The organism is Maridesulfovibrio ferrireducens (assembly GCF_900101105.1).
GTDB classification, from domain to species: domain Bacteria; phylum Desulfobacterota; class Desulfovibrionia; order Desulfovibrionales; family Desulfovibrionaceae; genus Maridesulfovibrio; species Maridesulfovibrio ferrireducens.
Map to the genome: position 1 here is coordinate 436,917 of NZ_FNGA01000004.1, position 24,017 is coordinate 460,933.

The 24,017-nt window shown below is 42.6% G+C and carries 20 protein-coding genes and 1 tRNA gene; 16 read left to right on the forward strand and 5 right to left on the reverse strand.

Translation table 11 applies throughout. The annotated features are described in order from the left end of the window. Window positions 1-34: 34 nt before the first annotated feature. The 3 genes from hpnH (at window position 35) to BLT41_RS14460 (ending at window position 3,913) form a co-directional block, all read left to right on the forward strand. Window positions 35-1,048 carry an adenosyl-hopene transferase HpnH gene (gene hpnH, locus BLT41_RS14450; protein WP_092162384.1) on the forward strand — a complete coding sequence of 338 codons (1,014 nt, stop codon included), beginning with the start codon at window positions 35-37 and terminating at the stop codon, window positions 1,046-1,048. Window positions 1,049-1,184: 136 nt separating this feature from the next. Continuing rightward, window positions 1,185-2,672 carry a GNAT family N-acetyltransferase gene (locus BLT41_RS14455; RefSeq protein ID WP_092162386.1) on the forward strand — a complete coding sequence of 496 codons (1,488 nt, stop codon included), beginning with the start codon at window positions 1,185-1,187 and terminating at the stop codon, window positions 2,670-2,672. Between the two features lie 65 nt (window positions 2,673-2,737). Next, entirely contained in the window at window positions 2,738-3,913 is a 1,176-nt protein-coding gene (locus tag BLT41_RS14460; RefSeq protein ID WP_092162388.1) for an MFS transporter, read from the forward strand. Window positions 3,914-3,956: 43 nt separating this feature from the next. Here BLT41_RS14460 and BLT41_RS14465 read toward each other — a convergent pair whose 3' ends face one another. The 3 genes from BLT41_RS14465 to BLT41_RS14475 all read right to left on the reverse strand — a co-directional run bounded on the left by BLT41_RS14465 (window position 3,957) and on the right by BLT41_RS14475 (window position 7,733). Then, entirely contained in the window at window positions 3,957-4,676 is a 720-nt protein-coding gene (locus BLT41_RS14465) for a phosphorylase family protein (RefSeq protein WP_092162390.1), read from the reverse strand. Window positions 4,677-4,800: 124 nt separating this feature from the next. Next, window positions 4,801-7,290: a Lon protease family protein gene (locus tag BLT41_RS14470; RefSeq protein WP_092162392.1), complete on the reverse strand. Its 2,490-nt coding sequence runs from the start codon at window positions 7,288-7,290 to the stop codon at window positions 4,801-4,803. Window positions 7,291-7,310: 20 nt separating this feature from the next. Then, complete coding sequence (locus BLT41_RS14475; RefSeq protein WP_092162393.1) at window positions 7,311-7,733, reverse strand: Hsp20/alpha crystallin family protein; 423 nt, start codon at window positions 7,731-7,733, stop codon at window positions 7,311-7,313. 346 nt (window positions 7,734-8,079) lie between these two features. Here BLT41_RS14475 and BLT41_RS14480 point away from each other — a divergent pair, with 346 nt between their 5' ends. The 7 genes from BLT41_RS14480 (at window position 8,080) to BLT41_RS14510 (ending at window position 16,768) form a co-directional block, all read left to right on the forward strand. Continuing rightward, entirely contained in the window at window positions 8,080-8,871 is a 792-nt protein-coding gene (locus BLT41_RS14480; protein WP_092162394.1) for an amino acid ABC transporter substrate-binding protein, read from the forward strand. Between the two features lie 3 nt (window positions 8,872-8,874). Then, window positions 8,875-9,912, forward strand: a complete 1,038-nt coding sequence (locus BLT41_RS17505) for an amino acid ABC transporter permease (RefSeq protein WP_170830380.1) — start codon at window positions 8,875-8,877, stop codon at window positions 9,910-9,912. Beyond that, window positions 9,913-10,677, forward strand: coding sequence for an amino acid ABC transporter ATP-binding protein (locus BLT41_RS14490; protein ID WP_092162395.1), 765 nt, complete (start codon window positions 9,913-9,915; stop codon window positions 10,675-10,677). It abuts the gene before it with no gap. Window positions 10,678-10,802: 125 nt separating this feature from the next. After that, window positions 10,803-11,897, forward strand: coding sequence for an FUSC family protein (locus BLT41_RS14495; RefSeq protein ID WP_092162396.1), 1,095 nt, complete (start codon window positions 10,803-10,805; stop codon window positions 11,895-11,897). After that, window positions 11,897-13,006: an FUSC family protein gene (locus BLT41_RS14500; RefSeq protein WP_092162397.1), complete on the forward strand. Its 1,110-nt coding sequence runs from the start codon at window positions 11,897-11,899 to the stop codon at window positions 13,004-13,006. The genes BLT41_RS14495 and BLT41_RS14500 overlap by 1 nt, the downstream gene beginning before the upstream one ends. A 3-nt stretch (window positions 13,007-13,009) precedes the next feature. After that, window positions 13,010-14,137, forward strand: coding sequence for an AI-2E family transporter (locus tag BLT41_RS14505; protein ID WP_092162398.1), 1,128 nt, complete (start codon window positions 13,010-13,012; stop codon window positions 14,135-14,137). A 138-nt stretch (window positions 14,138-14,275) separates the two neighbouring features. Next, window positions 14,276-16,768 (forward strand): PAS domain-containing sensor histidine kinase, encoded by a 2,493-nt coding sequence (locus BLT41_RS14510; RefSeq protein WP_092162399.1) that lies wholly within the window; start codon window positions 14,276-14,278, stop codon window positions 16,766-16,768. 51 nt (window positions 16,769-16,819) lie between these two features. On the opposite strand, the gene BLT41_RS14515 is transcribed toward BLT41_RS14510, so the two are convergent. Both BLT41_RS14515 and BLT41_RS14520 read right to left on the reverse strand, forming a co-directional pair. After that, window positions 16,820-17,116 carry a hypothetical protein gene (locus BLT41_RS14515; protein ID WP_092162400.1) on the reverse strand — a complete coding sequence of 99 codons (297 nt, stop codon included), beginning with the start codon at window positions 17,114-17,116 and terminating at the stop codon, window positions 16,820-16,822. 545 nt (window positions 17,117-17,661) lie between these two features. Further along, window positions 17,662-17,738 (reverse strand) — tRNA-Pro (locus BLT41_RS14520). A gap of 365 nt (window positions 17,739-18,103) precedes the next feature. On the opposite strand from BLT41_RS14520, the gene BLT41_RS14525 reads away from it, so the two are divergent. The 6 genes from BLT41_RS14525 (at window position 18,104) to BLT41_RS14550 (ending at window position 23,943) form a co-directional block, all read left to right on the forward strand. Continuing rightward, on the forward strand, window positions 18,104-19,156 hold the full coding sequence (locus tag BLT41_RS14525; RefSeq protein ID WP_092162401.1) for a protein-glutamate methylesterase/protein-glutamine glutaminase: 1,053 nt from the start codon (window positions 18,104-18,106) through the stop codon (window positions 19,154-19,156). A 67-nt stretch (window positions 19,157-19,223) separates the two neighbouring features. Then, the gene (locus tag BLT41_RS14530; protein WP_092162406.1) at window positions 19,224-21,152 is read left to right on the forward strand and encodes a HEAT repeat domain-containing protein; all 1,929 of its coding nucleotides are present in this window, start codon (window positions 19,224-19,226) and stop codon (window positions 21,150-21,152) included. Beyond that, window positions 21,153-22,031, forward strand: coding sequence for a CheR family methyltransferase (locus tag BLT41_RS14535; protein ID WP_092162408.1), 879 nt, complete (start codon window positions 21,153-21,155; stop codon window positions 22,029-22,031). Window positions 22,032-22,072: 41 nt separating this feature from the next. Beyond that, the gene (locus BLT41_RS14540; RefSeq protein WP_092162410.1) at window positions 22,073-22,894 is read left to right on the forward strand and encodes a ParA family protein; all 822 of its coding nucleotides are present in this window, start codon (window positions 22,073-22,075) and stop codon (window positions 22,892-22,894) included. After that, on the forward strand, window positions 22,881-23,582 hold the full coding sequence (locus tag BLT41_RS14545) for a chemotaxis protein CheW (protein WP_092162412.1): 702 nt from the start codon (window positions 22,881-22,883) through the stop codon (window positions 23,580-23,582). The genes BLT41_RS14540 and BLT41_RS14545 overlap by 14 nt, the downstream gene beginning before the upstream one ends. Beyond that, window positions 23,575-23,943 carry a response regulator gene (locus BLT41_RS14550; RefSeq protein ID WP_092162414.1) on the forward strand — a complete coding sequence of 123 codons (369 nt, stop codon included), beginning with the start codon at window positions 23,575-23,577 and terminating at the stop codon, window positions 23,941-23,943. Before BLT41_RS14545 ends, BLT41_RS14550 begins: the two co-directional genes overlap by 8 nt. Window positions 23,944-24,017 lie beyond the last annotated feature (74 nt).

Consider the following 24,017-nt stretch of genomic DNA (forward strand, 5'->3'; position numbering starts at 1 on the left):
CCGCCTTTTTTCGGGCGGCAAAGAGGATAGGACTTTGGCAATTCCTGCAATACAGATAGCTCGACTTGGGAAATATATTCTTTCACAGACACTTAAGGGTAATAAGCATTATCCTTTGGTTCTTATGCTGGAGCCGTTGTTTCAGTGCAACTTGCGTTGCAAAGGATGCGGAAAAATTAATCAGCCTGCATCAGTTTTAAACCAGCGTTTGTCTTTTGACGAGTGTATCGCTGCTGTTGAAGAATGCGGCGCACCAATCGTTTCAATCCCGGGTGGAGAACCTCTCCTGCATCCTGAAATTCCTGCTATTGTCAAAGAATTAGTCAGGCGTAAAAAGTTTGTATATCTTTGCACCAACGGAATTCTTATTCCTGAGCGCATCAATCAGTTCAAGCCTAGTCCATATCTTACTTTCAATATCCATCTCGATGGGTTGGAAGAAGTGCATGATAATATTGTTTGCAAGCAGGGCGTATTTCAGTCCGCAATCAGATCAATAAAATTGCTTAAATCCAAAGGATTTAGAGTTAATACGAATACTACTCTTTTCGGTGGACAGACCCCTGAAAATGCAGCTGCGTTCTTTGATTATCTCACCGGACTTGGTGTTGACGGAATGACTCTTTCAGCCGCGTTCAGCTATGAAGCCGCAGCCGATCAGGACAGTTTCCTTACTCGTGAACAGAGCAAAAAACTTTTCCGTGAAATTTTTAGACTCGGCAAAGGGAAAAAATGGGATTTCAGCCACAGTAGCTTTTATCTCGATTTCCTCGCCGGAAATCAGGACTATTCCTGTTCCCCTTGGGGAAATCCTTGTCGTTCCGTGCATGGTTGGCAGCGTCCCTGTTATCTGCTTGAAGACGGATTTGTTCCAACTTACAAGGAACTTATGGAGCAGACTGACTGGGATAAATACGGAGTGGGTAACGATCCCCGCTGTGCAAACTGCATGGTGCATTGCGGATTTGAACCAACCTCCGTTGCCGATTCAGTAAAGCGTCCAATCAAAGGCGCAATGTTAGCTCTTAAGGGACTTAATTTAAAATAAGTTAGTCTTTTAGTCGTAATATTAAATAATAAAAAAGGTGAAGTTGAGTTATCAACTTCACCTTTTTTTATTTTATTTAAACAACAATTTTTCCTATAATATATATTTAACGTGTTTATTTTGTTAGCTGTTTTTTATGAATTGTAATAATATATTGTTATCCGAACCTGTCCAGGTATGTTTTACAGCAAGCGTAGAAATTCCTTATGATTTGCGTTTTATGGTTCCAGTTCTTGACTGGGCTTCAACTCTTGTCTCTACATCTGGAGGCAATCAAAGGGAAAGCGACGGTCTGCGTCTTGCCCTTGAAGAAACATTGGTCTTTTTAATCTCCGCATATCCTGATGCACAGGATAAAGAAGTACTCCGTGTCAATTTCCAATTGAAAATTGATGGAATTGCTACCGTTACTATTGCAAACGCTGGCCCACCTATACATCTGAATAGAATTCCAAATTATGACCCGCAAAACCCGGAAGAGTCTGAACTTGACGGGTTGTGGTTTCATCTGGCTCAAAATGCTGTAGACCATCTGGAGTTTAACAATCTCGGACTAGATGGTTGGCAAATAGTAGCTAGTATGCGGCTTGCATGTCCTTCCTTTGAGAAAGGTAGTGCTGAGGAGGATCTGAATGATAAGAAAATAAATTTCAATCTTAGGCGTGCTACTCCAGATGATGCTGCCCAGCTCGTGGATTTAACTTACGACACATATGGTTATGAATACACTGGTGAATTTTTTTATTATGAATCGCAGCTCCGGAAAGTGATTGAGGATGGCGACGTAAAAGTAATTGTCGCAGAAAATGGCGAGACTCTTGCTGGGAGCGTAGCTTTCTTTTTGTTTCCCCAAAAACCACATTTAGCCGAGACAGGTTCATTGATGGTTAGGCATTCTTATAGGTGCACGCGGGCCATTTCATATTTAATGAAAGAATCCGTTCGTTATATTGATGAAAATTCGCTTGGCGTGGATATTTATAGTTCAACATGTGTCACCACTAGTGTCATCTCGCAGAAGATCGCAAGTCATTTGAAGTATTATCCTTTTTCATTGCTTTTGAATATGGGGTGTCAACGGCAAGATGCAGGAAAATATTCTTGGATGACTCTTTTTGCTCACGCAAAATTTATAGCTCCAGTCGCGAACATGCGTATCCATTTGCCGGAGCAGCATCATGAAATCGTGGGTGCTTTATTTGATCAAGCTGACATTTCTCATGAGCTTATTGATGAGGTAAGCAAAGATCTTCCGAAAGAAACAACATTTTATTTATATGAAATAGCCACCCTGAAGGCCGTTAGTATTACATTCCAACAGCTCGGTCAGGATTGGATCGCTAAGCTGCGTAAAACAATCTTTAATTTACGCTGTAATGGCAACCGGGCGTTCACTATTTATTTCCCTGCATGGAATCCAATTCCCCCTAATTTAGATGAAGAAATGCTCAAATTTAATGGTATATTTGTAGGCGTTAGCCCAATATCTGCCGATGAATGTTGCCTAGTATATAGCATATTAGTCGATGGAGTAGACTTCGATAACATTCAGCTTGTTGGTTCACGTGGACAAGAACTCAAAGAGCATATTCGCGGATTATATAACAAGTACATCAAAGAATAAGAATACTCTTGGAACAACAGCCCCAAACCACCTTGAGTGGCATACCTGTTCGGAGATTTATTCTAATGTTGACGACTCTGAGTGTTGTGATCTGGGCCGGTACCAGTATATTCGTCCCCGGGCTCTCTACTATTGCCCATGATCTAAACATGAACGGTAGCCAGTTAAGTCTAGCTCTGACCATTTCTCTATTTAGTTTTGCTGTGACGGTACTCTTAGTGGGGCCATTGTCCGATGCATGGGGAAGAAAGAAATTTCTTGTGTTTGGAATGATATTGTTTACCGGAGGGAGCATAGGGTGTGGGGTTGCGCAAACCATTAATTGTTTTTATCTTGGTCGTTTTTTGCAAGGGTGCGCCATGGGGATGATCAAAGTTCCCGTCATGGCCATGGTGCGTGATGAGTGTCCCGGTTTTTTGGCGTATAAAGTTTTTGGTCTACTTGGGGCTTTAACTGCCCTTATTCCCGTACTGGCAATGCTTGTTGGCGGGTTGATTATTGAGTGTTTTGGATGGCGATCTACTTTTATAGTTTTAAGCGTGGCGGCGGCTGGCAGCTCGGTATTCAGTCTTTTTATACCTGAGACTCTTCGACCAGAAGATCGTCTAGCTCATGTAAATATTTCCAACAGCTTTGCTCTTTACCTAAAAATTGTCTTTTCCCGTCAAGTTTTGCTGGTAACTAGTGTACTCATCTTTTTTGCCATATTTCACGGTGCGTACATGTTTATCACTCCGCTCGCTTTTGCTGGAGATTTCAAACTTTCTCCGACTGATTTTGCTCTCTATAATATATTTACCGTGGGGTGTATGGCACTAGGACAATTCGCGGCAACCAAGGCTGTTGTTCGTTTTGATCCCAAAAAGTTATACCCTGGTGGGGCTGCCATTGCCACTCTAGGTGGTGGACTTTTCATCTTTTTAAAGTTTGTGATTGGCATGGAAAACGCGGCCAGTTTCATGTGTCCATTAATGTTCATGGCTTTTAGTTATGGATTTATTGATCCAATTGGGATCACATCACTTTTCTCCCGATTCAGGGAGACCGCAGCTATGGCTTCAGCCGTATTCCTTAGCTTGTTCCTGATTTTTCAAGGAGCAGGCAGTATACTCTCAGGTCTATTGCTTGATGCCGGTTTTTCCACATCCAGCACTATGACATTCGTAATTGTTCCGCTAGGAATTATTCTTTTAGTGTTAGCAATCGCAGGCAGAAATAGTATTCATGAACCTATCCTGTAATTTGCCTCTTATTGATAAAAGAGTTTAAGATTAGTAATAACTTTTAAATAAAAATTTTACCTAAACTTTTAAGCGCCTTGGAATAGTCCATACCCATTGGTATCAGTTCAAGGATCAATGAAGGACGGTTTGCAATTGCTTTTAAAATCGGAGTCAGTTGTGTTTTACCGCTGGCAGTAACTCCGTTTAATGATTCCGCTGGAATTGCTCTGGTTGATGCATCGCTGACAGCGCGGATACAGGCGAAGGGTATTCCTTCTTTTGCGGCAACTTGCGCTACGGCAATGCTTTCCATATCTGCGGCGAGAGCTCCGGTTTTGTCGTGGAGCGAAGTTTTTTCTTGTTGTGTCATCACTGGAGCTGCGGCTGTAACCATTGGGCCGGAAGGAATTCGTCTATAGGCCGGCAGGAGTTCTTTACGAATATCAGCATCCTGTTCAGGTTCATGCCAAGGGGCAAAATCAGGTATTTCTGAGTGAATTGTGGAAGCTGCTAAAAGATCTCCCGCAGAGGTTCCGCGAGCCAGTCCTCCTGAAACTCCGGCACTGAGTATCAGGCTCGGTTTTTTTTGTGCAAGTAGAGTCGCCGCCTCCGCCGCCCGCTCAGTTCCTATTCCTGAGACTATGCACATAAAGTGATTTCCACCCGGCAAAATCCCTGAAAGAAGTTCAAACCTTCCAAGCATACTTTTTTCTGATACAGGGCAAATAGCTTTTGCTTCCTGCTCCATCGCCGCAACGATTCCAACTGTTTTATCTGGCATATATATTCCTTTTTTTACTGATGAATCGGCAAGATAGATTAGAAGGACAGTATGGTAAAGAGCCGCAGGCTTTTATTCGACCTGCGGCTCTTTATTTGTATCAGATATAATTTAAGAGCCGGGTTTATCCCGAGCAACATCCACCCGAAGACGTTTTCTTTTCTTTAGATTCATCATCGGTGGCGTTGAATTTTTTGAGTCCCTCGGCAAGATCAATCAAGCGGGTGTTAGCTTTGCCATAGATCGAATCTGCGGGATATCCATTTTTAGAATCACTTTCTCCTGCCTTAATTCCGGTCAGAATTTCAACTCCCTGCGCGATGTTTTCAACCGACCAGATATGGAACTTGCCTTCTTTGACGGCTTCGACAACGTCTTTACGGAGCATGAGATCTTTAACATTAGGCTCGGGAATCATTACTCCCTGCTTGCCCGTTAATCCTGCGTGTTTGCAGCACATATAGAATCCTTCAATTTTTTGGTTCACGCCGCCGATGGGCTGAACTTCTCCCTTCTGATTAACTGAACCTGTGACTGCAATGTCCTGACGAAGGGGGACATCTGCCAGACTTGAGAGCAGGGCGTAAAGTTCGGTTGAGGATGCTGAGTCCCCGTCAATTCCGCCGTATGATTGCTCAAAGGCGATACTTGCGGTGAGGGATAGAGGTTTATCCTGTGCGAATTTTTGCCTTAAGAATCCGGATAAAATGAATATTCCTTTGTTATGAGTGGGGCCGGACATATCGGACTCACGCTCAATGTTAATAATTCCTCCTTTACCCATGGCGGTCACAGCTGTGATTCGCGATGGTTTTCCGAAGGAATAATCGCCGAGAGAATATACAGCCAGCCCGTTAACCTGACCGACTTCTGCTCCGTCGGTATCGACATAGATACTGCCGCGGTCGATCATTTCCTGAAGCCGCTCTTCCATTTGGTTGGAGCGTTTTCTGTGGGCATTGATAGCTTTATCTACATGGTCAGAGGTTACGAATGTTGATCCGTTGCGGCCTGCAAAGTAGTTTGCTTCTCCCATAAGGTCTGCCAGCAAAGGAAACGATGTTGATATTTTTTCTTGTCGTCCCGACATTCGCACTGATTGTTCGATAATGGCGGCCACACCTGAGCGGTCAAAATCCATCAGTTTATCTTTTTTAACCATATTGCTTACGAAGCTTGAAACAGCGGTAACCGCGTCATTATCAAGGTCCATAGATGTTTCAAAATCTGCTCTGACTTTGAATATTTTTGAAACATCTGGGTCATAATGACGAAGCAATTGGTAAAGGTGCGGTTCACCTAGAACAACAACTTTAACGTCCATTTCAATAGGTTCAGGTTTTAGACCTGACGGAGATATGAAGTAATAAGGGTCAAAGGTTTGAATTTCTATTTTTTCAGTTTTAAGCGACCGTTTGAGGGTGGGCCATACTCCGGGTTCTACAATGGAGTCCATGAGGTTGATGACAAGATAACCGCCGTTCGCCTTAATAAATGAACCCGCCTGAATTTTCGTAAAGTCAGTGCGCCATCCACCGTGTCGGTCCATAACTCTTTCAATTGATCCGAACAGGTTTCGGTAAGTAGGGTAGGTTTCAAAAATTACAGGAGGACTGGTTTGTTCGGAGTTATCCACCAGTAAATTTACCTGATAAGGATGAAGAATAGCTTCTGCCTGTGGCGGCATAAACATCATTCCACCTTCACCCGGTTGCGGTTTTTTGCCGATCATTCTCAACGATTCAAGATCGTCGCTCATATGCTCAAGCATATCTTCAAAATGTTTACATATTTTTTCGTCAGAATATTTTTCTCGTAACGTGCTGATCAGGTCTAGAGCCAGAGTCATGAACATCATTTTGTCCACTTCTTCGCTTTTCTTTTTAACCTCTTTTTGCAACTTGCGGACTTGTAGCAGTATGTTGTCTACATCATCTTTCAGCTCTTTTTGTCTTTCTTTAAGTCTGTCAAATTCTTCACGCGGAAAACGGCCCTTTTCAACCTTTTCTTCCAGCTGAATCATCCGCATCGGTTCGCCGTCAACTAACGGCACTACGTCCGGGCGTTGAAAGGGGCCCATTTGCATGTTTACAATGACTAGTCCGGAATCTTTCACTTTATCTTCGATTCCTTGAAAGAATTCTCGGGTTTGTTTTTCATGCAGTTCGATAATTTCATTTTTACGTGCGATGTATTCCTGACTTTCAAATAATTGAGGAACTTCACGTTTGATATTTTCTAAAAAGTCGTGGATATCTTTTTTAAAAATAGAACCTTCGCCTGCTGCCATGCGGATAAGGATAGGCGATTCTGTTGCTTTAAAATTATTTACGTAGAGAAGGTCATCCGGGCTATTATCTGATTTAGATAAGTCCTTGAGAAGTTTTTTGACAGTAGCCTGTTTACCGGTTCCTGCCGGGCCGGTTACAAAAATATTATATCCTTTCAGGGGCATGCCCATTCCGAATTTAAAAGCTTCGACGCCACGGCTTTGTCCGATGATCTCTTCGTCTACTTCAAGGTCTTTTGTCGAGTTGAAGGGTAGCTCTTCGGGAACAAGGGTCCATCGGAGTTGTTCCTGCTTGAGTTCTCTGCTTTCAAGGGTAGAAGTCATACTGATCTCCGTATTGAATTCTATTCAGCGGTTATGAAGATTGTTTTTTGCGGTTTAATGATGCACTTGAGCAGGACTATTTCCAGTACTCCATCCTTAAATGTGGCTCTTACATTTTCCGGATCGACCCGGCATGGAAGTGGGATAGTCTTTTTAAAATGGTTGGTTTTTCGGCCGCCTTGGAAGGTGACCTTTTTTTCACCGGAAATAGTCATAGTCGTTTCAGTAACAGAAACTCCCAGATCTTCAGCCTGAAAGCCGGGCATGGTGGTTCTCACCATAAGTGATTCATTCTGTTCTTTCATTTCAGTTCTGGGGGTGCAGTCAATTATTCCGCAAACTGAAGGGATGCCGTAATCCACACATAGACTGTCAAAGAGTCTATCCATATCATTTTTAAGTTTTTCTATTTCCCGGCTTCCCCACGAAGTAAGATTGGGCATGTGTAATCTCCTTATTATATCTAGTGGGAATATAAGTTGTATATAAGTTATCACATGGCTGAAAAGATTAGCAACTGCTTTAACAAGGAAAACCAGTTTTTACTTGATTTGGTAAAAACTAATGTGTTTTGAGGGTGCAAGTGGAATAATTAAGCAAAAAATGTGATTTTAATCTTATAAATAGAACGAAGTTGTGTTTTTGTACTGGTTCAGCCTTGCATGTTCATGGTTCATAAGATATTTGGTTCATCTCTTCAGGATTGTTAAAAAAGACATAGAAAGTGTTTTTGATATGTTTTTAATTATCCTGATCATGTGGAACGTAATAAATTTTTGAGGAGTGAACATGAAAAGATTATTAGTAATTCTTATGGTTGCTATGATGTTGGCCTTCGCAGTCATGGCTCAGGCTTCTGATGATTCATGGAACAAAGTTAAGGATAGCGGAAAGCTCGCAATCGGGCTTGATGATGCTTTCCCTCCAATGGGCTTCCGTCTTGACGACGGCAAACTTGTCGGCTTTGATATTGATGCGGCAGAAGAAGTTGGAAAGCGCCTCGGAGTTAAGATTGTTTGGCAGCCTACCGCATGGGACGGCGTTATTCACTCTCTCAATTCAAATAAATTTGACTGTATCTGGAATGGCATGACTATCACTGCTGAACGTCAGGCCAAGGTTCTTTTTTCAAAGCCTTACATCATGGACGGACAGATTGCAGTTGTTGCTATGGGTAACAAAGACGTTAAGTCTTCTAAAGAACTCGGCGGCAAAATCGTTGGTGTTCAGAAAGGTTCCCCTGCTTTGGAAGCTGCAAAGAGTCTGAAACCTGCTCCTGTTGAAATTCGTGAATATGACACCAACCCTAAAGCATTCCTCGACCTCGAAGCCGGTCGTATTTCTGCTGTTGTTGTTGATAACATTGCAGGTCGTTACTACATGTCCACCCGTCCCGGAAAATACATGGGTCTGCCCGGATTCATTTCCAGCGAACCTTTCGGTATTGCTTTCCGCATGAATGATAAATCCCTTGAAGAAAAAGTTCAGTCCGTTATTGATGCAATGGTTGCTGACGGAACAATGGGTAAAATCTCCCGCAAGTGGTTCGGTGAAGATATTACCAATCCTGCTAAATGGTAAAAAATGATTACTTTAGATAATAAATTCGGAAAGAGCGGGGCTTTTTTGGCCTCGCTCTTTCTCTTGCTTACCCTTCTTACGGTTACGGCTGTTTCAGAAGCCGGAGAAAAGTCCGACGCGATTCTTAAACAGGCGCGCGACGCTCTGTCGCTTGGTCATATTGATCAGGCACAGGTTTTATTTGAGCAAATTCCTGCTCCCGGACCGGAAGGTGATGACGGTGAGTTTGTATATTCCCGTATGCAGCTTGCACGGCTTAATTTTTCTCTTAAAGATCTGAATCAGGCTAAAAAATACAGCGAAGAGATTATTGCGGTTTATCCTGATAATATTGAAGCTAAAAATTTTATAGCATCTGTGGATAGATCTATGCGTCCTCAGTGGCGTCAGATTGTAGATGACTGTTTGCGTTTTTTGCCGTCGCTCCTTAAAGGCGCGACCATGACGCTTGTGCTCGTATTTTTTACAATGTTAGTTTCTCCCATCGGCGGACTACTCATTGCGTTGGGTAAGATCAGTAAGGTTCAGCCTTTTTCTGGCATAAGCTGGTTTATTATTTGGTTTTTTCGCGGCACACCGCTTCTTTTACAACTTTTCTTCATTTATTATGGGTTGCCGGCGATGGGGATTACTTTATCCCCGCTTGTTTCAGCCCTGATCGGTTTGGGTATTAACTATTCCGCGTATCTTGCTGAAATTATACGAGCTGGAATTCAATCAATTGATCATGGACAGACCGAAGCAGCTAAAGCTTTAGGAATGACCTACTCCCAGACCATGCGCCGGGTTATAATTCCTCAGACTTATAAGAGAATTATTCCTCCGTTTGCCAATGAATTTATTGCTCTTATCAAGGATACAGCACTTGTTTCAACCATCGCGATGGTTGAGCTTATGCGTGCGGCAGATCAGATGTTCAACGCATATTTCAACATCACTGTGCTTGTTCTTGCTGCATTTATTTATCTTATTTTTACAACCGTGTTCACCTTTGCTTTCGAGAAACTCGAATATAAGGTGGGGGTATACGAAAGGCGTTAAATGGAAACCATTTTAGAATTAAAACAGGTTGTTAAATCTTTCGGCTCTCTCACTGCGGTCAATCATATCGACCTGAAAATTAAGCGCGGAGAGAAGGTTGTTATTGTCGGCCCAAGCGGGTCTGGCAAATCCACTCTTTTGCGGACAATGAATTTCTTAGAAACCATTGATTCCGGTGAAATATTATTTGAGAAAGAACCTTGCGGATATGTAACCCGCGGCGATAAACTGGTACTTGATTCTCAAAAGAAGCTTTGTGCTTTACGCTCTGAAATCGGCATGGTTTTTCAGCAGTTCAATCTTTTCCCGCACATGACAGTTCTCCAGAATGTGATGGAAGGGCAGGTAACTGTACTGAAAAAAAGCAAAGCTGAAGCGAAAGATACAGCTTATAAAATGCTTGATAAAGTAGGTCTTCCTGATCGCTCGGATGTTTATCCGGTGACTCTTTCAGGCGGACAGAAACAGCGTGTCGCTATTGCCCGCGCACTTGCAATGCAACCCAAAATGATGCTTTTTGACGAGCCTACGTCTGCGCTTGATCCTGAACTTGTCGGAGAAGTTTTCGACACAATTCGGTCGCTTGCAAACGAAGGAATGACTATGGTAATCGTCACCCATAATATGGGATTTGCTCGCGAAGTTGCGGATACGGTAATTTTTATGGAACAGGGAGATTTTATTGCAAAGGGAACTCCTGATGAATTCTTTTCTTCTAAGGTTTTGCATCCGAGAATCAGCGAGTTTTTAGACAAGCTGTTATAGATATCTCCTCCCGGGGAAACCGGTAACGAGCCGGAACTGAAAGTAGAGACGCCTGCGGATTATTCCGCAGGCGTCTTGTTTTGTGTGCTTGCAGTTAATGGCTTGCTGTTTTAATAGTGGCATTAATGAATAAAGTAATATCAGACTTTTATAGAGTTTTCATCCGGCCTATTGATCCTGGTCTGTTTATCACACGGTATGCGGCTAAGTCTGTTGTTGCGTGCGCCGTGGCTCTTGCCATTGCTTATTTTTCGGGCGTGACAGAGCAATTTCTTCCATGGTGTGTCTACGGTTCTGTGATAGTAGTTCTGTTCAGGGCCGGTAGTACTTTGAAAAAACGTAAAATTGTTGCGGCGACGCTTTGCTTGATTGTTGCCTGCCTTGTGCCTGTCTCTACTTTTATCGCCAACTATTCCATAATCTCGGAAGTGTACCTTTTTATTCTGGCTTTTCTGGTATTTTTTATACCTGTTGTCGGAGTGTCCGCTGCGACAATCGGAATAGGCGTGCTTATTGTTAATCTTATCGCTCTAAACTCTCCTGAACCTTTTATTACCGGACTTTGCCGTTCAGGATATGTGCTTTATGGAAGTTTCATTTCTTACCTTATCCTTTTTTATCTATGGCCGATGCGCCCTGAAAAGGTTTTGTCTAAAGCCGGAGGTTTGGCTTTAACAGATATAGGTGATTATTTCAGGTGCGTGGCCGGTTCTCTCGGCGGCAAAAAGGATCAAGAAGAATTGTCTGAGATTCATGAAAGATCTGTCGCCTCGCTTAGGCGTTACAGGAGGTTCATGGAAGCAATGAATGTTGATCCAGTAAAAGAGCTGGGCAAATATGAAGGGCCGTCCGCCCTGTATGCTTTACTTATCAGAATGCTTGAGGCTGTTGTCGGGCTTGCTAACAGTCGGCGGTTTGCAGAGCATAGTCCTATTTTCTCAGGGCTTCGTTTAAAATTTTCACAGCTGGCATTGAAAAGCTCTATTGTTTTTGATGTGCTTGCCGCTAATCTTTCTACGGGAAAAGGTGGCGTCGATTTGTCTGAGATAAATACGGGAATTGCGGAACTTGAACGAGAGTTGCTGGATTTGGGGGCGTATAAAAAAGACGAAGGGTTGCGCGACGAATTTCTTGAAGCTTGGGGGGCTCTATACGGTCTCCGAAATCTCTGTTTTGAATTCGAGGAGATGTGCCGGGTTTGTAGAGGCGGTGGCAAATAATGTTTAAAGCCATATTTGGAACTTTGCGTCAGGAATTCCGTCTTGATTCGATTCCTTTTCAGCATGCGGTGCGAGCTGCTTTGGCGATCACCATAGCGGTAGTTGCCTCAAAATTTTTAGATTTACGCCATGCGATATGGCTCCCTGTAAGTGTCATCGTCGTGATGCGGCCATCCGTCGGCGGAACACTGCGTATCGGCTGGCGGAGATTGTGGGGGACTGTGCTGGGTGCGGCGCTTGGGGTGGGGATTCTCTTTTTGAATCCCGCTAACACTGTACTCATTTCGCTGATTGCTCTTTCTTTTTTTCTAGTTATTTTGTTACGGGTTTTTAGCTATACAGCCTTTTCATGCGCTCTGACAGCCGGAATTATTTTATTGCTTGGCATGCTTTTTACCGACGGGTGGCAATTCGGGCTTGAAAGAATTCTTGATACTGTTCTCGGGGTGGGAATCGGGATAGCGGCCTCTTTCGGGGTGTGGCCGAATATGGCGCGTAAAAATCTGCGCAAAAAAATGTTTGAACTGGTTCATACACAAGCGGTACATTTTGAAAAGCTGACTGATTCATATCTTCACGACAGCGTCAGTGAAAGTGATCTTGTATCAACTCGTATTGATGCTTCTATAAAACTTGATCAATGTTCTGAGATATTTAGAGAGGCTGCGGCAGAACCGGGGCTGCGAGGGTGGCAGCGTGATAATCTTACCCGTTTAATACGGGTTTTTACACGTATGCACAGATTGCTGACCGCTATGTCGACAATTATCCGCAGAGGTTATGGCGGGCCGCTTTCACCTATAGCTGACGGGATGAAAAATATTTTGCAGGTGACGCAGGATCATTATGCGTGGCTTGAATGTTACGCTTTGCATCCCGATGAGTGTCGACCTGTTCCTGATTTTGAAAAGGCCGTAAACGATTTTATACGTACTGTCGGTGATGCTCGAATTCGTGGTGACTTTGAAGATGTTCCGCTTGAAAGGCGTAACAATATCTCGGCTTTTATCTGGAACATCCGCTCGCTGGGTGCTGAGATTGATCGTGCCGGCAGAAGACTTCATGAGTTGCGGCACGGGCGGGAATCTAATTTAACAAAAGGAAAGTAATCAATGTCGCAAAACGATATCCCGTACACTTTTGACCGCGTGTTCAGACTGGCGCTGGCGGCCGGTTCTATCTGGCTTACTGTTCTTTTGCTTTCTTCTTTGAGTGATGTGTTGCTACCGTTTGCGGTTGCTCTGACTCTGGCATATTTGCTTAATCCGCTTGTTGAATTGACCGGCCGGATCATCAAAAACAGGATGGCGGCGGTGGTCGTAACACTGACCGTAATAATTGTGCCTGTAGGAAAACTTTTATGTTTAGCCATGAGTATGGTGGGTTCTGAGCTGAGTCATATCGGAAAGCTATTTGCGATTCTTGTTAATGATTCGGCTGCGGCAAAGCGTGCTGCTGAATATCTGCCCGCAGATATCTGGAAGTTTTTGACCGACCTTGCTCAGCAGGATGATGTTCGTCAATTTTTGAGTGAATCGGGTGTGGCAAATATGCTTCATGCCGCAGCTCAGAAAGCCCTGCCCGGAATCTGGAATCTGGTAAGTGGTTCCGCGCAAGTGTTTGCTGCGCTCGCAGGTGTGTTTGTGATCATTCTTTATCTGGTTTTTCTGCTGGCTGATTATGATAAGCTTCGCAGCTGGCGTTCTCATTTGCCGGAAAAATATCGCGCACGAGTCTCTTCATTTATTGATGAATTTACCAATATCACAAATCGCTATTTCCGCACGCAGGCACTTATTGCGCTTATTATCGGGTGTTTGTTTTCAGCAGGATTTATGCTTATAGATTTACCCTTGGCCATATTGTTAGGGTTGCTCATAGGGTTGCTCAACATGGTGCCATATCTGCAAATAGCAGGACTTGTGCCTGCATTCTTGTTTGCAGGATTAAGTGCGCTTGCAACTGGCGGCAGCTTGTGGGGCGGTTTCGCCGGAGTCGCAGCTGTGTTTGCGGTAGTGCAAATAATTCAGGACGCAGTGCTTGTACCAAAGCTTCAGGGCGAAAGTCTTGGTTTGTCACCGTGGATGATTCTGCTGTCGCTGTCAGTGTGGGGAAAACTTCTCGGATTTCTCGGGCTGGTTATGGCCTTGCCGCTTAGTTGCATGGCGCTGGCTGTTTATCGGCAGTATACTGCGGCGCGGGAGAAGAAAAGTTTTGAAGAGGCTGACATTAATCCCTGATTAGAGTAGTTAAGGGAGTGTGACGAATATTTATAAGTAGCTCAGTGGAAACTTCGTTGGAGTTCCTCGTTACGCTGCGGTTTTGTGCTGAAGACTTCTGCCCTTGAAAATTGTATTTACATTACTGGGAGTGGAAGAGTGAATGAGCGTTCTTTTAAGTTTATTTTTGTAAAGATAGCCGTAGCAGGCTGCCTGTTGCTGGGGCTGTCTGGTATTGTTGCCTATCTTCCAGGATTTGAACTGTTAGGTCGTGTCCGTTCTGATTACATTCCCATGGCGCCCAGCACATCTTGTTCTTTTATTGTTCTATCACTTGCAACCTTGGGCCTTGTTAAAAAGAATCTTCCAATTCTGGTTCAACGAATTGTTGTCATTGCAATAGCTTTGGCAGCAATTTTTGGTTTGTTGGAATTCTTACAATTATTTTCTGCGATAGATCTTAGTCTCGAAGACAAAATTTTCCCTGAACTTGGAACAATGAACGGTGTCCCGGTCGGCCGAATGTCTCCGAGTACCGGCTTTCTTTTCTTTTTCTCAGGCACAACATTACTCTGTCTTTTTTTAAGCAAGAATCGTTCTGATTCCAATAATAGAAATCTAAATCAAATGGCAGGGATACTTTCGTCTTTAGTCTTATTTTCTGCGGTGACGTTTGTGCTGGGATATGCGTATGGCACACCCCTTTTATATGGTAATCATATAATCCCGATGGCGTTTACGACTGCTATTGGATTTGGGCTTCTTGGCGTGGCGCTTATTGCTTCTAATGGAAGAGATTTTTACCCGCTGAGTTCTTTTAGTGGTAGCTCAACACGTGCTCTGTTGATGCGGGCATTTCTGCCTTTAATTATTTTTGTTGTACTCGTGCAAGGAGTTGTTGTTCGAGTATTCCCTCTGCTTGAAGGTGTGAATGAAGCCCTTTTCTCTGCTTTTTTGGTTGTATTCTACGCACTTCTTGCCGGAATTGTTGTAAATAAGGTTTCAAAAAAGGTTGGAGACCAAATTGATTTAGCTGAGGCCGCGTTGCTTTCAAGTAAACGTCGCTTGCAGGAAGTTGTTTCCAAATCTCCTATTCCTATATTTCTTATAAATTATAATGGAGAAGTCGAGTTACTTAATCAAGCGTTCACAAGGGTACTTGGTTACACAATAAATGATATCGGAACGATGGATTCTTGGTGGAGGTTGGCATATCCGGATCTGGAGTGTCGGCAGAAAAGTCAGGAAGAGTGGAACCGAGTTTTGACCGAAGCTCAATCTACAGGGGGAGATGTCAGCCTTAGATATAAAGAAGTGCAGCACAAAGACGGCGGATTGAGAACTGTGGAGTTTCGGACGATGCCTCTTGATGACATTGTGATTATTACAATGATCGACCTGACTGAACATCTTTTGCTTGTCAAAGAGTTAACCGAAGGTGAAGTCAGACTTTCCGAGGCACAACGGTTGGCTCATTTGGGATGCTGGGAGTGGGATATTGTTAAAGGAACTCTGTGGTGGTCGGATGAAGTTTACAGAATATTTGGTTTACAGCCTGATCAGTTAAAAATGACCTATGAGTTGTTTTTACAGGCAGTCCATCCAGATGACAGACAGTATGTTCAATCTTCGATAGATTTGGCTTTAGTTGAGAATAATCCTTACAGCATTGAACATCGTATTGTCTTACCGGACGGAAAAATTAAGACTGTGCATGAGCGCGGAAAAGTCACGCGTGATGATGAGACCCCAGTTTACATGATGGGGACAGTGCAGGATATTTCGGAAAGGAAAATATTGGAAAGGCAATTGATTCAGGCAACTAAAATGGAATCAATCGGCCAGTTAGCGGCGGGGGTGGCTCATGAAATTAATACTCCGACTCAGTTCATACAGCATAATGTGAGTTTTTTTCAGGAAGCCTTTAGCGATATCATCCTGCTGATTAATGATTATGAAAAATTACGGGATGAATCTGTGTCGGATTCGCGATTTTCGAATATTCATACCATAATAAAAAAAAGGTCAGAAGACATTGAGTATGATTACCTTATTTCCGAAGTGCCCAAAGCGATTGAACAATCTTTAGAAGGTCTGTCGCAAATTATGCGTATTGTACAATCCGTCAAACTCTTTGCTCACACCAGTTCTGTTGAAAAGGTGGCAGTGGATATCAACAATCTTATAGATACAGTCATTACGGTTTCAACAAATGAATGGAAATACCACTCAGATGTTCATTTGGATTTGGACAGAATTATCCCGCCTGTTTTTTGTGTTCCTGATCAGATTAGTCAGGCTTTGCTAAACATAGTGATTAATGCGGCACATACTAATAATGACAAAGTTCAATCCGGAGATGTCAATAAAGCCGGAATTTTTGTTTCTACTAAATTGGAAGAAGATTTTATTATTATTTCAATACGGGATGAAGGAATGGGCATCCGTGCAGATGTTCAGGATAAAATATTCAATCCGTTCTTTACGACCAAAGAACTGGGGAAGGGAACTGGACAGGGGCTGGCTCTGGCTTATCGGGCTATTGTTGACGGACATGGCGGAACTATTGATTTCGAAACAGTAGTCGGTGAGGGGACGGTTTTTACTGTAAAGCTGCCTCTGGTGCAGCATAAAAAAGGGTTTACAAACTAAGCTGTAAACCCTTGAATTATCAAGTCGAGATGGCGGGATTTTGATTCTCTTTTAAAAACTCCAACTGCCAAGAATTCCGTCTGTAGAAGAAGTCCCCTGCTGACCAAAATACTCAACGTGGTATTTAAGAGTGGCTGTCTTGGTTTGACTATCAATATTTAAAGAGGCGACAGCAGTAAAATCACCTACACCACTTGAGGAATATAAAGTCGCAGTTTTTGTCGTACTGTCAAGTGTCGCACTGCCCTGTAAGCTTCCATTCGCAAAAGCAGATACAGTTACTTTCTGTCCTTCCGAAATAAAATTATACGTTGGACCGTTACTAATAGAGAAGGTGCCTGTTACCATTTTTCATCTCCGTGAATTAAAAGTGTTAATTCTGTATGCCAAAATGTAGCTATGCCCCAGCTATTCGCTAATTAGATATAGTCTCTATCAATTAATGACTGTTTTGCCATGAATTTATGGATAGAGTAGTGTCTTTGTACTCGTTGAATATTTTTTGTGGATGTTAACATATTGAAAAAGAATGGTTTCTGTTGTTTGTTTTATTTTTCACTCCTGTTATTATCACGTATATTGCGTTTGGCGCAAATATTTTTATAAATTTTTAAATTTCATAGTTATAAAAAAAATATTATACTTAATTTTGTAGAATTATATTGGTGATTATTCAGGAATCGTTGTGAGCTAAGAAAGGCAATAGGCACTCTGGTTGAGTTGGAAGACTGTTCAGAACAGCATGAATAGAAAGAGGAATAAATGAACGTGAGTTGATTAGGTTTGGTTTGCGTCTTGAGCGGGATGAATCCCAAAAAGGTGTCAATAATACCAAATGATATTAATATATAAAAAAGGGTTTACAGAAATTTTCTGTAAACCCTTGAAATATCTGGTCGGGATGGCGGGATTCGAACCCACGGTCTCTGCGTCCCGAACGCAGCGCTCTACCAAACTGAGCCACATCCCGTTGCCTTGGAGGGTTTTAACGAATCGAGTGGTTGGTTGGCAAGGGGAAAAATTTAAAATTATAATTTCATAATGTTGCGAATAATTTTTTAATGTTGTTGCAGAGAAACTCCCAATCACGTAGATTTAGAATGCTTTTGTATTTATTAAGTTAATAAACGCTCGGCGTATGATTATTTGTTGTAAACCTTGGGAGTTTGTTGGACAAAATATCTCATATGTGCGAAGTTTTATTCAAGATTAGGCTTTAAAATATTGTCATAATTTTATTTTTGAAATTATTAGTTGAAATTTTATTTTCCATATATGCAGGATGTTAGCTGTTCGTTAGGAAAACTAACGCTTAGGTTAAAGGAGATTTTCTGAGTGATAAATGTCGTAGTAATTGATGATTCTGCTTTCATGCGTAAAGCCATCAGCACTATGCTGGAGAAAGATCCCGGCATAAAAGTTGTTGCTACCGCTCGCGATGGAGAGGAAGGCCTTACGGTGATCAGGAAGCACAATCCTGATGTCATTACTTTGGATATTGAAATGCCTAAGATGGATGGGCTGACAGCATTACGTCATATAATGATGGAGATGCCAAAGCCTGTTATCATGGTCAGTTCGTTGACAACTGAAGGTGCAGAATCAACACTGAAGGCTATGGATCTCGGCGCTGTTGACTTTATCCCTAAGCAGCTTTCTAAAGTTTCGCTTGATATCGTTAAAATTGAAACAGACTTGATTTCTAAGGTTAAGAGCGTTGCAAGGCGCAGGATGCGTCCTGTTCCCAGAATGCGTCCCGCTTCAACTGTAGCCAGACGTCCGGCTGTCACTCCGCGAGGTAATCGCGGAAGACCTAAGAGGGACGTTGTTATGATCGGTGTGTCTACGGGTGGGCCTCCAGCAGTTCAAAAAATTTTATCTTCGTTGCCCAAAGATTTTCCGGCTGGTATAGTTATCGCTCAGCATATGCCTAAAGCGTTTACCGGGCCGTTTGCCAATCGGCTTAACAGTGTAAGTCAACTGACTGTAAAAGAAGCAGAGACCGGAGACAGACTTGTGCCGGGATGTGTTTTTGTTGCTCCGGGTGGCTCTCACTTGATAATTGATCAGAAAATAAGCAGAATTGAATTAATAGTCACACCTGAGCCTAGCGAATCTTTGTATAAACCTTCAGCAAATGTTCTGGCTACTTCTGTAGCAAACGCTGTAGGAAGACGGGCTTTAGGCGTTATTCTGACAGGTATGGGGAATGACGGTCGGGATGGTATTCGGGATCTGAAAAGTAAGGGAGGAAGGGCGATAGCCCAGAGTGATTCTTCCTGTGTCGTTTACGGCATGCCTAAGGCTATTGTTGATGATGGGCTTGCCGACGAAATTGTTGATATTGATGATATGGCTGAAGCTATTATCAATAATCTTTATTTGTAATTCGAAGAGTCGGAAGTCGTGCAACCGTAAGCTGCCTTGCGGCTTTCGAAAACATGAGGAATAGGCAATGACGGACTGTGCGAAAGTTATTGAAGATCTGAAAAATGAAGACAATGAGATTGTCCGCGAAGCTGCTTTTCAAGCCGGAGAATTCGGTTGTGAGGAAGCTGTGCCTTTGCTGGCTGAGCTTTTAAAGACCAGTCATTTGGGTCTGCAGGAAGCGGCCGATCATGCACTTCGTCATATAGGTGGCAAAAAAACTGTACAGGCAGTTGTTCCTTTGCTGCGTTCCGATGACGCTCCAGTCAGAAACCTGTCTATGGATATATTACGCGAAGTAGGCGCGCAGGATTTTCCTTCGCTCGTTGCTCTGGTTCATGATGATGATCCGGATATAAGAATTTTTGCTACTGATATTTTGGGCTCTTCCGATAGTTTTATGGCTGTTGAGCCTCTTTGTGACGCCCTGCTTAAAGACCCGGAGGTCAACGTTCGTTATCAGGCTGCTGTCAGCCTCGGCGATCTTGAAAATCCGGCTGCGGCCAAGTGTCTCAACAAAGCTATGCTGGATGATGAATGGGTCCAGTATGCGGTAATCGAAGCTCTTGCCAAGATTAAGCATTCCAGTTCCGTTGACGCTTTGGTTAAAGCTTTGAACACCAGTTCTGACCTTGTTGCTTCTATGATTATTGATGCTCTGGGCGAAGTCGGTAATATTAAAGCGGTTACGATGCTTTTGCGTCACCTTGATACTTCTCCTACAGCATTACGTAATAAGATTGTTAAGGCCATTGTCGGAATTCTTGGCGGAAAATCTCTTAAACTTTTATCTGCAACTGAGCGTGAGAAGTTAAGAGAATATATGCTTATTGCACTTAAAGATGAAGATGAAGAGATTCAGGATGCTGCAATAACCGGTCTGAGCTTTGTCGGTGGTGAAAAGGCCACAGATGAGGTTCTTAAGCTGGCAAGTGAGCTTGATCCTGATCGCGATCGAGACAGGCTGTCTGAAATAATTGAGAACCTGTCTAATTTAACTATGAACCCCGCTCTGGTTAATGCTGTAAATAACGGCAATTTTAAGAAGGCTGCGATTGCTATAGATGTTTTGTCCAGACTTGAAGGAAGGGAAGTTGCTCAGGTTTTGATGGATGCTTTTGAAGGCAAGGAAAGAGATCTTAAACGCGGAATTCTGGATGCTCTGGTGAAGACTGCCGGTGAAGAGGCTAAGGACTTTTTTGTAGGAGTCCTGGAGAATGAGCAGGATGGAACCATGCTTAAGGCTGCGATCTATTTCTTAGGTCAGAAGCTTGGAGTCAAGGACGAATCCGATAAAATTTTTGCGTTGCTTAGTCATTCTTATGACGATGTTAAAGAAGCCGCTCTTGATGCTTGTGTGTCCATCGGAGGGGATGATATTAACCAGAAGTTTATTGATTTGTTTAACAGTGAAGAACCAATCGAAAGACTTATGTCCGTTTACGCGATGGGTAAGCTTGATGCTGCCGGTAATCTGGAGCTTATTCAGCAGGCCCTTGAAGATGAGTTGCCGGATATCAGAAAAATTGCCCTTGAGGCTTTGACTGACTGTGCGGCGGGTATGGATAATTTGTCTTTGGTTGTTTCCCGTTTGAATGATGAGAACAGGGATGTAAGACTTACTGTTATCGAGTTGATGGGCAAATGCTATCAACCTGAAGTTATACCTTATATAGTTCAGGCGTTGCAGGACGATGATGACTGGGTTCAGATTCGTGCTGCGGAAGCTCTAGGGAATCATCGCGAGCAAGATGCTCTGCCTCACCTTATTCCTAAACTGGACTCTCCTAATAAGCTTGTTGTTTTGAAAGTAATTGAAGCGTTGGGTGCAATAGGTGGAACTCTCGCATTTCAGGCTTTGCTTGAAGCTTCAAACGCCGGTGGTGATCCTGAAATAATGCAGGCCGCGGAAGAGGCTATTTTTAAAATTCAAGAAAAGCAAGGAGATAGAAATTAGATGTCTTCTCTGTTTTCAAAGACTATCTCACTTCGAAAAGAGTTAAAAATTTCTGATCTGGAATTTACCCAGTTAAGAGATTTTATATATGATCAGGCTGGAATTTTTATTGCAGTGAATCGTAAATATCTGCTTGAAAATCGTCTTGCCAATCGTTTGAAAGAGCTGAATTTGAAGACCTTTGGTGAGTATTATTATTTTTTACAGTATGATTCAGGGCGGAAGCTAGAACTTAATAAGCTTTTTGAAGTTATTACTACCAATGAAACTAGTTTTTACAGGAATCCTCCACAGCTGAAAGTTTTTCAGACTAAGGTTTTACCCGATGTTCTGGATAACCTTCGCAAGCTGAACAGGAAACGCCTTCGCATCTGGTCTGCCGGTTGTTCTACAGGTGAAGAGCCGTATACTCTTGCTATGATTATCAGTGAGGTTCTCGGCGCTGAACTTAAAAGTTGGAATATTAAGATTACTGCTAACGATTTGTCTGAAAGAGTGCTCAAATCTGCACGAAAGGGTGTTTATAACGAATACTCATTAAGGACGACGCCAAAGGAGATAGTCAACAAATATTTCGAAAAGAGCGACAAGGATTATAAAGTTAAGGCTGAAACGAAGCAGTTGGTTTCTTTTGGACAAATTAATCTGAGCGATAGAGTGCAGGTTAAAAGAGTCGAAAGATCTGAGATTGTTTTCTGTAGAAACGTCATAATTTACTTTGATGAACCTATGAAGAAAAAAGTTATTAATGCTTATTATGATAACTTGGTGCCCGGAGGCTTTTTGATAATAGGGCACTCAGAGTCTTTGCATAATATTACAAGGGCATTTAAGCCCGTGCATCATCCCGGTGCGATTATTTATCAGAAGTTGGAATAAATTGTCTGCATCACTAAGTACTGTTTATTGGGCGGACTTTTATGGAAAATGATATATCGGACATAGAGCTTACTGAGACTGTGAAGCATGCGAAAGTTATAGCCATTGCAAATCAAAAGGGAGGAGTCGGCAAAACAACCACAGCTTTGACACTTGGAGAAGCATTAACCCGCCTTAATAAAAAGGTGTTGGTTATAGATCTTGATCCTCATGCAAATGCTTCGGTTCATTTGTCTTTCTTTCCAGAAACAGTAACCATGACGGCTCATAATCTGTTTTTTGACGATGCGAATTATAAGACGATTTGGTTGCAAATAGTACAGAAGCGAGCCACCGTAGGATTTGATTTTGTTCCGGCCTGTATAAGGCTCTCTGAACTGGAAAATGATCTTAAGGATAGAAAGAATAAGGGGATGGTTTTATCTAATGCTCTTAGCGGGATAACCGATCAGTATGATTATGTACTGATTGATTGTCCTCCCCATGTCGGGGTGCTTCTGGTTAACGCTATTGTTGCATCGGATCTGGTCCTTATTCCGATTCAGACCGATTTTCTGGCTCTTTACGGGATAAGATTGCTGTTTGATACAATTAAGGTGCTGAATAAAGTGCTACCGAGTCCTGTCAAGTTCAAGGCTTTGCCTACAATGTATGACGGAAGGGCCGGAGCTTGCCGAAAAATTTTGAATCTTATCAGGCGAAAGCTGCAAGATAGGGTTTTTAGCACAGTGGTGCACATGGATACGAAATTTAGAGAGGCATGCGCCAGCGGGAAGGTCATCTATGCTATTGATGAGAAATCCCGAGGTGCTTTGGAATACATGCAACTGGCGAGAGAGATAATTAGAAATGAAGACGCCTGAAGAATATTTCGTAGAAAATGTAAATCTACCCGGTGAAGAAAAGCAGCAGGATAGCTATACTGATGCCGAATCTGCTTTCATGGATAAGTATCTTGGTCTTGGGAACCGTGAGGTTCTCGATGAACTGAAAAGAGTTGATCCTCGGAGAGATTCAAGTCTTCCCGGATTTATGCCCGCTCCTGAAATTAACGATTTCGGTGGGGAAGGGAGTGCTGAAGGTTTTGAAGAAAGTTTAAAAGAAACTGAAGAAGTCCAGCTAGTTAGTTTTGTTGTAGGCGAAAGAGAATACGCTTTACCTATAGTTGTGATTCAGGAAGTTGTTAAAAAAATTCCTATAACGCTTCTTCCTTCAGCTCCGAGTTATATGCAGGGAATTATTAATCTCAGGGGAAGAGTTACTCCTGTTTTGGATTTAAGAAATCTTCTGCATAAAGGCGTAGGCGTCTCTGATAAGTTCGTAGTTGTGTGCCGGCATAAAGGTCTTCAACTGGGTTTAGCCATTAGTGCCGTTAAGACAATGTATCGCGCGGAGAAACATCAACTTGTCTGGGGAGTGGAATCAGAGATTGGAGTAAGTGCTGAATTTCTGCTTGGACTTTACAAATCCGGAGACAAATTGGTCAGTATTCTTTCTGTCGATCGGCTTGTAGAACAAATTTTAAAGAGTGAAGGTGAAGGACATGCCTAAACATATTCTGATAGTGGACGATTCAAAGACTGTAAGGAATCTCGTGGCCTTCATTATGAAGAAGGAAGGTTTTAAGGTCAGCACTGCCGAAGATGGTTTGGACGGGCTTGAAAAACTTTACAGCCTTGAAAAAGTTGATCTCATTATTTCTGATGTTAATATGCCCAGAATGGATGGTTTCACTTATATTAAGACCGTTCGCGAGCAAGAAGCATATAAGGACATTCCTATTATTGTGCTTTCTACTGAAGGTCAGGAGAAGGATATTCAGACTGGATTAAATTTGGGAGCTAATTTATATATGGTTAAGCCAGCGCAACCCGAAAAAATGGTCAAGAATATTAAAATGTTATTAGGTTAGTGATTAGAATTTATTATTTCTTTTTTTAAGTTATTAGGTGATAAGAATGGTAATATTCGTGATCGGTCGCAGAC